Annotated in this window: 11 protein-coding genes and 1 pseudogene; 6 read left to right on the top strand and 6 right to left on the bottom strand. The window is 29.2% G+C overall.

The genetic code is table 11. From position 1 onward, the window contains the following. The first annotated feature begins 225 nt into the window (after positions 1-225). Positions 226-687: a hypothetical protein gene (locus C0982_RS05780; protein WP_145994500.1), complete on the top strand. Its 462-nt coding sequence runs from the start codon at positions 226-228 to the stop codon at positions 685-687. Between the two features lie 366 nt (positions 688-1,053). Continuing rightward, positions 1,054-2,203 (top strand): annotated as a pseudogene (locus tag C0982_RS05785) (IS256 family transposase). Positions 2,204-2,534: 331 nt separating this feature from the next. Here C0982_RS05785 and mgtA (C0982_RS05790) read toward each other — a convergent pair. From mgtA (C0982_RS05790) to mgtA (C0982_RS05800), 3 genes are all read right to left on the bottom strand, one after another. Beyond that, complete coding sequence (mgtA, locus tag C0982_RS05790) at positions 2,535-5,288, bottom strand: magnesium-translocating P-type ATPase (protein ID WP_101773431.1); 2,754 nt, start codon at positions 5,286-5,288, stop codon at positions 2,535-2,537. Positions 5,289-5,670: 382 nt separating this feature from the next. After that, positions 5,671-6,183: a winged helix-turn-helix domain-containing protein gene (locus C0982_RS05795; RefSeq protein WP_242961515.1), complete on the bottom strand. Its 513-nt coding sequence runs from the start codon at positions 6,181-6,183 to the stop codon at positions 5,671-5,673. A gap of 13 nt (positions 6,184-6,196) precedes the next feature. Continuing rightward, on the bottom strand, positions 6,197-8,863 hold the full coding sequence (gene mgtA, locus C0982_RS05800) for a magnesium-translocating P-type ATPase (protein WP_278336036.1): 2,667 nt from the start codon (positions 8,861-8,863) through the stop codon (positions 6,197-6,199). 136 nt (positions 8,864-8,999) lie between these two features. Here mgtA (C0982_RS05800) and C0982_RS05805 point away from each other — a divergent pair, with 136 nt between their 5' ends. The 4 genes from C0982_RS05805 (at position 9,000) to C0982_RS05820 (ending at position 11,501) form a co-directional block, all read left to right on the top strand. Further along, on the top strand, positions 9,000-9,308 hold the full coding sequence (locus tag C0982_RS05805) for a hypothetical protein (protein WP_101773316.1): 309 nt from the start codon (positions 9,000-9,002) through the stop codon (positions 9,306-9,308). 272 nt (positions 9,309-9,580) lie between these two features. After that, entirely contained in the window at positions 9,581-9,955 is a 375-nt protein-coding gene (locus C0982_RS05810) for a GntR family transcriptional regulator (RefSeq protein ID WP_101773317.1), read from the top strand. 2 nt (positions 9,956-9,957) lie between these two features. Beyond that, positions 9,958-10,821 carry an ABC transporter ATP-binding protein gene (locus tag C0982_RS05815; RefSeq protein WP_180946884.1) on the top strand — a complete coding sequence of 288 codons (864 nt, stop codon included), beginning with the start codon at positions 9,958-9,960 and terminating at the stop codon, positions 10,819-10,821. Between the two features lie 2 nt (positions 10,822-10,823). Next, on the top strand, positions 10,824-11,501 hold the full coding sequence (locus C0982_RS05820; RefSeq protein ID WP_180946885.1) for an ABC-2 transporter permease: 678 nt from the start codon (positions 10,824-10,826) through the stop codon (positions 11,499-11,501). A gap of 52 nt (positions 11,502-11,553) precedes the next feature. On the opposite strand, the gene C0982_RS05825 is transcribed toward C0982_RS05820, so the two are convergent. The 3 genes from C0982_RS05825 to C0982_RS05835 form a co-directional block, all read right to left on the bottom strand. Further along, positions 11,554-12,297 carry an ABC transporter permease gene (locus C0982_RS05825; RefSeq protein ID WP_101773320.1) on the bottom strand — a complete coding sequence of 248 codons (744 nt, stop codon included), beginning with the start codon at positions 12,295-12,297 and terminating at the stop codon, positions 11,554-11,556. A gap of 22 nt (positions 12,298-12,319) precedes the next feature. Further along, the gene (locus tag C0982_RS05830) at positions 12,320-13,015 is read right to left on the bottom strand and encodes an ABC transporter ATP-binding protein (RefSeq protein ID WP_101773321.1); all 696 of its coding nucleotides are present in this window, start codon (positions 13,013-13,015) and stop codon (positions 12,320-12,322) included. Between the two features lie 89 nt (positions 13,016-13,104). After that, positions 13,105-13,839, bottom strand: coding sequence for a MerR family transcriptional regulator (locus C0982_RS05835; RefSeq protein ID WP_101773322.1), 735 nt, complete (start codon positions 13,837-13,839; stop codon positions 13,105-13,107). Positions 13,840-13,937: the final 98 nt, after the last annotated feature.

Below are 13,937 nucleotides of genomic sequence, written 5' to 3' on the forward strand. Positions count from 1 at the left end.
TTATTGAAAAAAAAAATATTTTATGATAGAATAAATATAAATTATATTGATAGTTATTTATTTGTCTATCCTTATAAAATTAACATTGTCAATAATATAAATTATATTTAGAGGGAGAGTTTTTATATGTTCAAAAAGTTTTTTGTTTTCTTTATTTCTATATTTTTATCATCCTTATTATTAGTAGGATGCAGTTTTACTGGGTCAAATCAGACCTTAGAGTTTATGGATAAAACAATTTATAAAAGTTCCAAAAAAGATAAAATTTATAGTTTATCAAAATTAAAAGTGGGTGATACTTGGAATGTAGGGGAATGGAAAGTCCGTGTTGATTCAGTTGAATTATTCAATAAAAATAAAGTTGATTTAGAAAAATATAAAGGATCTCAATTTGATGAATTCATAAAAATAACATATTCTTATGAAAGTATAAATGGTGAAGAAAATTATGAATTACAACCAGAACTCACAAATGTAATCGATGAAAAAAATATAAGTGGAAGTAACTATAATATAAATACATTAAAAGAGAATTACAAAAAAAATTCAAATACTCCAAATAAAGAAAAGCATATTGATATATATGCTCTTAAAAATAAAAGTAACAAAATAAAAGTGAGTTTTATGCTATTCGATGAAAATGAAAAATCACATGTTTCTGAGTTTGACTGTACAATAAATAAATAATAGTTATGTTGCAAAATTTTTTAAAAAGGAAAACTTCACTAATTTTCTCTATTTTAACAAGCTGTTTTAAATAATTTCTCAATTTCTGTCCATAGAAATAAAGAAGGTACGACTTCAAGAACTTTAAATGGTAGAAGTTGCAGTGTAAGTGACTGAAAGCTGTTACTATAGGATAGCTTAGATTTCATCTTACGGTGATCCTGTTCGAAAATATTATTAAAGTATTTAGATTACCAGTGATTGACTGATTTATCTAAGAAACCTTCGAGTGTATGCAAAAAAGTCTGTAAATTAATAAGTCCTTCTATGGTAAAATGAAATTACTATGGGAGGACTTTTATTATGGGAAGAAAAAAACGAGAACCAATGGATCCAAGAAAGAAAAATATCATAGGAGATCTAATAAATACCTATGATATCAAAAATGCTAAAAATATTCAAGAAGCACTAAAGGACTTGTTAGGGAAACTCTTCAAGATATGTTAGAAGCTGAAATGAATGATCATTTAGGGTATGAAAAATATGATAGAAATAGTTCAGAAAACAATAGAAATGGTTACAAAACAAAGAAAGTTCGAAGCTCTATGGGAGAATTCGATATCGAAGTACCTCAAGATAGAGACTGTGAATTTGAGCCTCAAATTATCAAAAAAAGACAGAAGGATATTTCTGAAATAGAACAGAAAATAATAAATATGTATGCTTCTGGAATGACTAATAAAACTATTATTGAGGAAATTGAAGATATTTATGGGTTTGAACTTTCTGAATCAATGATTTCTGATATCACCGATAAGGTGATTCCTAGAATTGAAGAATGGAAAAATAGACCTTTAGAATCAGTTTATCCAGTGGTATATATTGATGCAGTTCACTTTTCTGTTAAAGATTCTGGTGTCGTTAAAAAACGTGCTGCATATATTGTATTAGGATTAAATAAAGATGGTCTAAAAGAAGTTTTAGGCTTGTATGTCGGAGACTCTGAGTCTTCTAAATACTGGCTTTCTATTTTTAATGAACTTAAAAATAGAGGTTTAAAAGATATAATTATCCTTTGCGCAGATGGCTTGACTGGGATAAAAGAGTCGATTAATGTAGCTTTTCCTAAGGCTGAATATCAACGTTGTATAGTTCATCAGGTTAGAAATACTCTTAAGTACGTATCATACAAAGAAAAAAAAGAATTTGCTCAAGATTTAAAAAGTATTTATCTGTCTAACTCTGAAGAACAAGCAATGAAAAACTTAAATGCTGTAGATGAAAAATGGTTAGAAAAATATCCCAATGCACTGAAATCATGGTATTCCAATTGGGACTGTATTATTCCGATTTTTAAATTTTCACCTACTACAAGAAAGGTTATTTATACTACTAATGCTATTGAAAGCTTAAATGCACAATTTAAACACTAAATAGAAACAGGAGTGTATTTCCTACGAAAATATCTTTAGAAAATGCACTTTTTCTTTCTATTGAAAAAATAAGCAAAAAATGGCAACATCCTGTTAGAAATTAGGTTTCAATTTTTGGTGAACTTTCAATTATGTTTGAAGATCGTCTAGAATATTAATTTAAAAAACTGAAAATTCTCAGTTTTAATTGACACGCTCAAATTTAAGTAATAATATAAGGAAAAGCGAGCTAAAATTATAGCCCGCCTCCAATCTTTATTTATTATATATATTCAATTTGCCTATCGGCAATGTAAGCCATAGAAGGCTAATTTACAGAAATAATTCTATACTCCCCTAATGCTATTAAATAGTATTAGAGCTTTTATTGCTTTTTTTATTTTTATAGTAATATTATTTTTTTATTTTTATACCTAAGCTCTTCATCTATATCGCTTATAGCAATTCCCCATGACGTTTTATATACAGTTTTTTTACATATGTTGTAAGCAGCATATATACACCAATACATGGCAATAAATATATAAAGTACTCAACAGGTAAAGATACAAATCCAAATACACTACCTAATGGTATGAAAGGTATTATTGTAAGTGCTATTATTCCAGCAAATGTCACTAATGTAACTGAAAATGATGCACGACTTTGAATAAAGGGAATCTTTGGTGTACGTATCATATGAATTATCAGAGTTTGACTCCACATTGATTCTACAAACCATCCTGTCTGAAATAATGCTATATATTTAGCTTGCATAACCAGCAACTCTACTCCTGAAAAATGTGCTGCTAAATCACTAAATAAAATCCCCTTAGACACAAACATTGGGCACAATATAAAGTATAAGAATGCAAATGTAATCCAATCAAATATTGAGCTAACTGGACCTAGCCAAATCATAAAACTTCCTATTGATGAAGAATCCCACTTTCTTGGTTTTGATAAAAATTCTTTATCCACATTATCCCAAGGTATTACTGTACAAGTTATATCGTAAATTAAATTCAATAATATTATTTGCATACTCATCATTGGAAGAAATGGAAGTAGTGCTGATGCTATTAGAACAGAAAACATATTTCCAAAATTAGAAGAAGCAGTCATCTTTATATACTTAATCATATTTGCATAAGTCTTTCTACCCTCTACTATTCCCTCTTCTAGAACCATCAGATCTTTTTCCAACAAGATAATATCTGCTGACTCTTTTGCTACGTCCACTGCTGTATCAACTGAAATAGCTATATCTGATACTTTCATAGCTGCATAATCATTTATTCCATCTCCCATAAATCCTGTAGCATGACCTGAATCTCTTAATACAGATACTATTCTTGCTTTTTGATCAGGCGATATTTTAGCAAATACTTCTGTTTTTTCAGCAGCTTCAGAGAGTTCTCTATCTCCCATCAAGTCTATCTCAGATCCTAGCAAAATTGATTTTACTGATATTCCAACTTGCTTACATATAAACTTTGCTACTTTTTCATTGTCACCTGTAAGTATTTTAGTATCTACTCCATGTTCTTTTAAAGCTCTTATAGCTTTTTCAGCTGATTCTTTTGGTGGATCTAAAAATGCTAAATATCCCATAAGCACCATTTCTTTTTCATCCTCTACTCCAAAAGATCCTACTGGAGATGGATTGCTTTTTTGAGCTACAGCAATTACTCTCATTCCATCTTCATTTAAATCATCTGCTGTTTTTATTATTATTTCTTTTATTTCATCAGTTAAAATCGCTACTTCTCCATCATATTCTACATATGAACAAATCGATAGCATTTCTTCAACAGCACCTTTAGTAACCATCTGAGTTTTTCCTTTTTTATCCCTTACAACAACAGATAGTCTTCTCCTTGTAAAATCAAAAGGAACTTCGTCAACTTTTATATAATTATCTGAAAGATCAACAAAATTTGGATTTTCTAGTTCTTCCTCTTCAGTCTTTCTTATAATTGCTAAATCCATGAGATTTTTATATCCAGTTTGAAAATAGCTATTTAAGTAAGCGTGACGTAATACCCTTGTGTCTTCTTCGCCCATTACATCAAGATTATATTGTAGTATTACTTTATCTTGGGTAAGTGTTCCTGTTTTATCTGTACAAAGAACGTCAATAGCACCAAAATTTTGAATGGAGTTTATGTTTTTAACGATAGTCTTCTTTTTTGACATCGATACAGCACCTTTTGCTAGAGATGTTGTTACTATCATAGGTAACATCTCTGGTGTAAGTCCTACTGCAATTGATATACCAAATAAAAAGGCCTGCACCCAATCACCTTTCGTAATTCCGTTTATAAAAAATACTATTGGAACCATCACCAGCATAAATCTAATTAATATCCAAGATACAGAATTTACACCTTTTGTAAAACTAGTTTCTACTGGTTCCCCTGCAACAGATAGCGCCATTGATCCAAATATAGTGTCATCGCCTACAGAAATTATTACAGCAGTAGCACTACCACTTATTACGTTGCTTCCCATAAAAACTATGTTAGAATAATCTGTGATTGCATCTTTTTCTTCTATATCTATTCTACTACTTTTTTCAATTGCATCACTTTCACCTGTAAGAGATGCCTGACTGATAAATAAATCATTTGTTTCAATCAACCTAGCATCTGCCGGCAACATGTCACCTGCTGATAGATGAATTATATCTCCTACGACTACTTCATCTAATTCTATTTCCTCTCTAGATTTATTCTCTCTTGTAACAGTACAGGTTGTGGTAATCATTGATAATAGCTTTTCTGTTGCATCACCAGATCGCATTTCTTGCACAAATCTTAAAACACCCGATATAGTAACCATTGTTAATACTATAATCACAGTAATAGGGTTAAAATCATTTTTATTATTTTCCATCAAAGGAATTATTATATCCGTTATTGAAGACACTAACGCCAAGCAAAATAAAATTATAGTAAATGGATTAACAAATGCATCTACTATTTTTTTGAAAAGAGACTTTTGCTTTTCTTTAGTCACCTTATTAATACCATAATGTTCTTTACTTTCTTCCACTCTTTTTTCATCAAGTCCTAATAAATCTGTGTTAAACTTATTTAGTATTTCTTCTATCGGTGAATTAGCTGCAAATTTAATTCTCTTTTTTACTTTTGCTCTACGTTTAGATATCTCTAAATTTCTATTAAAATTATTGTTTCTTTTTCTCATTGTCATTGTGTTTACCTCCTAAAATTTATTTCGATAGTGTTCACCTCTCTTTTCGATTATACTTACATATTAATACATTGCTAGTTTTTTTCATATGGTTAAAACCTTGCTATTTTCTTGCGATTTTGCAAGATTTTATTGCCAAATTATATCATCACAGATTTTAATACATAAAAAAGACGAATATAAATATATCCGCCTCTTAGTTATTATAAAAAATATTCTTTTACTGCATAATCATTATTGAACTATATACTATTCTTATGAATCAGATTATTCTTGCACTGCATACCGTTCTTACACTGCTCCTGATTATTGCACTGCGCATTATTTCTACGCTACACATTATTTTTACAATATGCATTATTCTTGCACTGAATATTTAATCTATGCTGTCCTTATCTGTAAACTTATATCCAACTCCCCAAATGGTAAGCAAATACTTTGGTGAATCTGGATTTGGTTCAATTTTTTTCCTTATTTTACGTATAAAAGCCATTATATTGCTATCTGATAACAAAAAGTCATCTTCCCAAACTGCCTTGTATATTTGCTCTTTTGTAAAAACTTCTCCTCTATTTTCTGCTAAAAAATATAATATGTCAAATTCCTTTGGTGTGAGATTTACCTGTTCATCTTTAAGCATAACTTTTCTACTTCTTTGATGTATAGATAAATCACCAACATATATTCCATCATCTAAACTTTCCCTATATGTATCTTGATCTCTTTGCATTTCTACCATTAAAGTCGATACTTCTCCATTTGCAAGTTCCTCTAAACCTAATAGTAATTCTTCGTTTCCCTCTGGTCGATCACTTTCATTCTTTATTATTTTTGAAATCCACTTAGAGAAATTTTGGCTCATTGATATGTATTTTATATTTTTTTTCAATGTCTTTACCTCCCTAAGTTAATGTATTATATTTTTTAATATAGTATTTTTTCACCAATGAAATTAATATCATATATGAAACAACTATTATAAAAAGAAAACCAAAATATTCTAAAGGCATACTTGTCATATTTAGTAGACTTGCTATATTCGTAAAAGTAAGCCCCGTATAAATTATAACTCCTAGCAATGTAATACTAAGCACAATATTTGAAGCTCTACTCTTTATGTAAGAAGTCTTTTTAGTTCTTAACATGTGTATAATCATTACTTGAGTCCACATACACGCTAAAAACCACCCAGTTTGAAATACTGATGTATACTGTTGTTGTATAGAAGGATCTGCTATTTCAGAGAATAATACTCCTCCACTAAAAATTGGACATATAACAAAATAAAGGAATACAAATGTAATGATATCAAATATAGAACTTATTGCTCCAAAGGATATCATAAACCTTCCTAGAGTTTTTCCTGACCATTTCTGAGGATAGTATATATCTTCTGCATCTACATTGTCCCATGGTATTACCAAACAAATAAAATCATATAATATATTTAGCAACAAAATTTGAATAGCCGTCATTGGGAAAAATGGAAGAACTGCACTTGCACATACAAGCGACAGTATGTTACCAAAATTTGAACTAGCTGTTATTTTGATATACTTATTCATATTAATCAAAGTTTTTCTAGCTTCCACAATTGCACTTCCTAATGTATTTAAATCCTTTGTTAGAAATACAACATCTGCGACATCTTTCACTATATCCATAGCCGTATTTACTGATATTCCAACATCTGCCTCATATATTGAAGAAACATCGTTCATTCCATCCCCTAAATATCCAACTGTATTTCCATTTTTTTTAAGTAACGATATTATTCTTACTTTTTGGTTTGGAGTCAATTCAACAAATACATCCGTCTTATCTAAAACTTCTTCTAACTCATTATCATTCATTAAATTAATTTCATCACTAGTAAGTATATTTTCCGTATCTATACCAACTCTTTTACACACAGATACTGCTATTTTTTTGTGATCTCCTGTCAAGACCTTGGGTCTTATATTAAAGTCGGTCAGAGTTTTTATAGATTCCAATGCTGTATTTTTAGGTGCATCAAAGAATCCTAAATATCCTATTAACGTTAATTCCTTTTCATCTGAAACGTCTATCGATGTATCTTCTCCCATATTTTTCTTTGCAACAGCTATTACCTTCATTCCATCTTCAAGCATGTCATCCACTATTTCTGACACACTAATATCATCATTGCTTTCGATTTCTATTTTTTTACCGCCATATTCTACATATTTACAAAGATCAAATACTTTCTTTAAATCACCTTTCACAATCATTATAGTGCTTCCTTCTGAATCTTGAAGAAGCTCACTTACAATTTTTCTACTGTGATCAAATGGTATTTCATCAAATTTTTTATATTCTCTTACTAGCTCATTGTAATGTTGCTCTTTTCCAGGAATATTTTTATACCTCAAAATTGCGTTGTCTACAGGATTTTGAAAACCAGAATGATTATAACTGTTTAGATACGCCATATCCAAGATCTCTTCACTCTCATTACCAATTATATCCATGTAGTATTCTAGAATAAAATTTTCATTTGTAAGAGTCCCTGTCTTATCCATGCAAAGCACATTCATACTTCCTAGACTCTGCATAATATTCATGTTTTTAACTATAATTTTTTTATTTTTTGTTAAATGCAAACTTCCCTTTGCCATGCATATCGACATAATAAGTGGTAGCATCTCGGGAGTTAGACCAACCGCAACAGATAATGCAAATATAAATGACTCAATTGTATCTACACCACTGAGTTTAGATATTACTAAAACTGCTACAATCAATACGGCAATAAATTTTATCAAAACCCATGTAATTGAATTTGATCCTTTTTGAAATGTAGTATCAGATTTATTTTCTAATATAGATAAATCACCGTATATATTATTTTTACCAGTGGAAATCACTACCCCTTCTCCATTTCCACTAATTACAGATGACCCCATAAATGCCATATTTTTATACTGCACAATTGATCTTTTATCCTCTATTTCATAAGTATCGCTATTCTTTTTTAAAATGGTGCTTTCACCTGTAATCGCAGCCTGAGAAATATATAAATTATTGCTTTTTACAAGTCTAATATCCGCTGGTATCTTTTTCCCTGGAGAAACCAATATAACATCACCGACCACCAAGTCATTAGAATCTATATCAAGCAATATCCCGTCTCTTTTTACAGTCACCTTAGTATTTACAAAGTTCACTAATTTATCGATTACCCTCTTAGTTCGTATTGACTGAATAAGCCTAATAATTCCACTAACAAAAATTATAAATAACAATATAAGAGGAGATGAAATATTTCGACTAAAATTAGAAGCTAAAACCACATCTGTTACTAAGGATACTGCTGCCAGTATCATTAGCAAAATAGAAAATGGGGTTATAAAAGAAAATTTTATTATTCTTAAAATAGTTTCATTTTTCTTCTCAATGATGTGATTATCACCATATTTATCTCTCATGTATTCTATTTTATCTACTGTCAAACCTTCAGATGAGGTTTCAAGTTCTTTATATATATCAAAATCGTTCATATAAGCATATTTCCTAATATGAGAATTAAATGTATCTTTTCTATCCAATTTTTGTACCTCCTTTTATTATTCCTAATTTGATTCTAACATATGAAATATTTTTTTGAAATAAATTCACATAACTCTTGTTTTTTTATTCTCATTGTAGTATCCTCTACTAATACTAAAAAAGGAGAATATTATTATGAGATTTATTGCAAATATAACGCTACTTCCCTTTAAAATACTCGCTTTACCAGCTTTAATTATAAGTTTCGTTGCCTATATAATAGCTTCTATACTTTCTACTTTTTGTAAATTTATAATAGGAACAATAAATATCGTGTTGATTGTAGCCTCAATTGCAGCATTTTATTTTGGGTTATTTGAATTAATGACTCTTCTAACTATTTTTCTAGCTATAGGAATACTTGTGTTCTTAATTGGAGCTGTTCCAAAATTATTTTCTGGACTGTCAAATATATTCAGTTCATTTCTTGCATTTTGGTTCTAGCAAAAACTTTAAAAATTATTTTAACTATACATCAGAAATATATTAAATATATAATTTTTTACGTAATTTTATATTTAAATTATAATTTAATATAAACTATTTTTAACTAAAGGCCTAATGCAGTAATTTCTTTGCTCATTAGGCTTTTTTTGATAAAAAAATAAGTTATTTATCAAAAATCCCATTAATTTATTGACAATATATATATACCGTACTATAATGTACTTAATCAATAAGTACATTATAGTACGGTATGGTTAGGAGGTATACTTGTGGAAATTATTATTAGCTCTAATACAAGTAAGCCTATTTATGAACAAATTAGTTCACAGATAAAAACAATGATAATGAACGGTGAATTAAAGACAGGCGATCCTATTCCGTCTATGCGTTCACTAGCAAAGACAATTCATGTAAGTGTTATTACTGTGCAACGGGCTTACGAAGAACTACAACGCGATGGTCTTATTGAAACAACAGTAGGGAGAGGAAGTTTCATCTCAGCTCAAAACAAAGATTTTATTCAAGAAGAACAGCTAAAAAAAATAGAGGAATATTTATCTCTTGCTACTGAGACAGCCAAAACAAGCGGTATAAAATTTGAAAAACTAGTAGAACTTCTTACTATTTTTTATGAGGAGGAATAAAAATGGAATACAATTTAGAAGTTAACAATCTCACTGCATCTTATGCAGGTTCGGACTTTAAATTGAAAGATGTTTCTTTCAATGTTCCAAAAGGTAGCATTGTTGGATTCGTCGGAGAAAACGGAGCTGGTAAAACTACTACAATACACTCTATATTAAACTTACTTAGAATAGATGGTGGCTCTATAAAAATACTAGGAAAAGAAATGGATGACCAGGATATTGATATTCGTGAAAAATTAGGAGTTGTATTGGACAAATCTATTTTTTCACCAGATATAACTACAAAGAAGTTATCTCGTATAATGTCTAATATATATAAACAATGGGATCAAAATCAATTTGATATGTTGGTTAAAAAATTAAATATTCCTGAAAACAAAAAAATAAAAGAATTTTCTAAGGGAACGACTATGAAGTTATCTATTGCGGTAGCTATGTCACATGGTTCGCAGCTACTAGTGTTGGATGAAGCTACTTCTGGATTAGACCCAGTTGTAAGAGAACAAATTTTAGATTTATTTTTAGATTTTGTAGAAGATGAATCTAACTCAATTCTTATATCTTCTCATATAACAAGTGATTTAGAAAAAATTGCCGATTATATCACTTTTATAAAAAACGGAAAAATAATACTAACAGAAAAAAAAGATACTCTACTTTACGAATACGGTATAGCAAGATGTAAAACTGAACAATTCAAAAACGTATACAAGGAAGATATCATATCTCACAGAAAACGAGGATATCAAACAGATGTACTAGTAAAAGATAAATCATCTTTTAAGAAAAAATATAAAGATATAGTTACTGACAGCATCTCCATTGATGAAGTCTTATTATTACTTGTTAATAGGGAGGGATAATTGTGAAAGGTTTAGTTTTAAATAATTGGTATTCTATACTACCCAATATAAAGAGCGCACTATACTCTTCAATATTACTTATTCTATTTGTAATGTTCTTTGGTGAAAAATCATTTATAGATATTGCAATACTTCTACAGTTTTTGTTATTTGTTTACACTAGTTCTAATTTAATTATAGATGAGGAAAGTAGAGACTGGAATAAATATGAAGTCACTCTTCCAGCGAAGAGAAGTTCTATAGTTTTGTCTAAATATATGATATTTTTAATTACTCTACTAATTGCCACTTCTATGTCATTAGTAACTGTAATAATTGCTTATCTAACTATAGGCAATATAGAAATACTTAGCTATTCAGGTGAAATTTTCAATGGTCTATTTTTATCTTTGTACTTCTTTTCATTTGCTTACCCTCTGACAATAAAGCATGGTACACGAAAAAAAGAATGGGTATTAACGCTTTCGATACTATTGTGTTTCTTTTTATTATTTGTAGCTGCATACTTAATTATACTAGTTATTTCACTTTTTGATCCCAAATTAGTTCTTGTAGAAAATGACTATATTCTTACTATAGCTAGTACTTTATTGACATTATCTTGCATACCTGCTTTCGTTATTTCATATTTCAAATCAGTTAAAATGTATCAATATAAAGATTTCGCAGATTTTTATTAGTATCTAAAAAGATGTAACTAATCACAGTTACATCTTTTTTATCATTATACTTTTATTCCCATTTAAAATATTTAATAGAAATTATACTACAAGTTAGTGAGATTACGCACATAATTGTAATTTCCATAAAATTATTTCCTATATCCATTCCTAATGAAGTTGCTTTTAGCAATTTTATACCTTGAGTTAGCGGCATTATATCAGACATTTTCTGTAATACTTTTGGCATTACTTCATATGGAAGAGTAGCTCCTGAAAATATAATCATTGGAAAATATAATATACTAGCTAAAACTCCAGCAACCTTATTATTAGGTGCAACTCCACCCACCATCATTCCAATGCTAAATAAAGTAACCATCAAAAATATAAATGATAAAATAAATCCTACAATAGATCCTTGTATCTGATATCCAAAGAAAACATTTGCTGTTAAATACAGTAATATAAGTGATACAACTGAATACAAAGCATATATAGTTATCTGTACAAATAGAATCATTAATGGGCTTATAGGAGTTACTTTAAATCTTTTTAATATTTTTTTCTCTCTGTAATCCGATACTACTAGAGGCAGTCCCATCACCCCACCTGCACAAATAGCAATTGTAGAAACTGCAGCAAATGACTGCTCAAAAAAAGAATACTTAGCTCCATCAAATGCTGGTTTGTCACCATATATAATTCCTAGTATTACCAAAACAACAAGAGGCATACATATCGCAAAAATAAGCATATCCATTCCTCTAATAGATAATCTTAACTCTGTCTTTAACATAGATTTAAAAGTTCTCATCTTAATTCTCCTCTCCTGTATATCATAGATATGTTTCCTCTAAATTATTATAAGGACTTGATTTTATAGCTTCGTATACTGATCCATAAAATACTATTTTCCCGTCTTTTAAAATACATATAACATCACACAGCTTATCAACTTCATCCATAAAATGTGATGTCAAAAGAATTGCCATACCATCCTTTTTAAATTCCAAAAATATCTTCCATATTTCTCTTCTTGCTCTAGCATCTAGACCTGTTGTCAATTCATCTAAAAACACCACTTTAGGATTTGGTATCAGTGCTAATACGATAAACAATCGTTGCTTTTGACCTCCTGACAACTCATTTACATAGTTATTTATCCTATTGTCTATACCAAATTTTTTGAGTAGTTCTTTGTAGTCTAAAGTGTTTTTATAAAGGGATATCGTAATTTCACATAATTCCTCAACTTTTATTTTATCTTGGTAGCTACTCTCTTGAAATTGTACACCCACATCTTCAAACAGCTCCTTACGACTAATCTTTGGATCCATACCCAATACAGATATTTCTCCATTATCAAATAATTCCGTACCTATAATACACTCTATTGTAGTAGTCTTACCTGCACCATTGTCTCCTAATAATCCAAAATTTTCACCTTCACTAACTTTTAAACTCACATTATCTAATACTTTCTGCTTTCCGTATGATTTTGATAAGTTTTCAACTTTTATAACATTTTTCATCTGCAATCCCCTCCTTTATTTTAAAATAATACCACCAATAAAAAGACTGGTGGTAAAATGTAGGGTTTAAAATTTCATCTTCATTTCTTCTAGTTTTTTAAGCATTTTTTTTTTGCATTTTTCTTTGCTGTATTTAGAGAAATCATCAATCTATCACATACAGTGATAATATCCTCATCTTCTTTAGGTATATTCAAAGTTATTTCAATATCAGTACCAGGATTAACTGATATTTTATTCAATAACCTTAAAATAGACTCCAAAGAATAATTTGCACACCTAAGTGAACTAATTATCTTTAGTTTTTCTATATCTTTTCTTGTGTACACTCTATATCCATTTTCCTTTCGCTTAATAGACAAAAGACCATTCATTTCCCAGTTTCTCAGAGAATCCATTGAAATATTTAAGTAATTAGAAACTTGTTTTCTTCCTAAAGCAACTTTGTCTTCAGGCTCTAATTTTTCTTGTTTTTTCTTGCTTAATATACTTTCAACTATACTAACCGCTTCTTTTGCATTTTTTAATTCTATATTAATCTGATCTATATATTCGTTTGTAAGTTCAATAGCTTTATCAAAATTTTTACTCGCTGATAGTTTAACTATATTTATAATTTTCTTTCTTAATCCATTTTGAATAATCTCTATCTCAAAAGCCATACGAGCCAATTTAAACTGTTCAATATGAAAATCAGTAAATACTCTATATCCATTAGCTTGCCTATTTGCAATTGGTATTAATTCTAGTTTTTCATACAATCTTACTGTATTTGGATGTACACCTATAATATCTGCAACCTCTTTTGTCTTAAATGCATTCATCTACTCACCTCCATATCACTATAATACTATAATAATAAACTATGGTGTTATAGTGTAGCCTTTTGTAATATTTTTATAAAAATAAAGTCGATATAGAT

The sequence above is a fragment of the Peptostreptococcus faecalis genome, from assembly GCF_900240845.1.
GTDB classification, from domain to species: Bacteria; Bacillota; Clostridia; order Peptostreptococcales; family Peptostreptococcaceae; genus Peptostreptococcus; species Peptostreptococcus faecalis.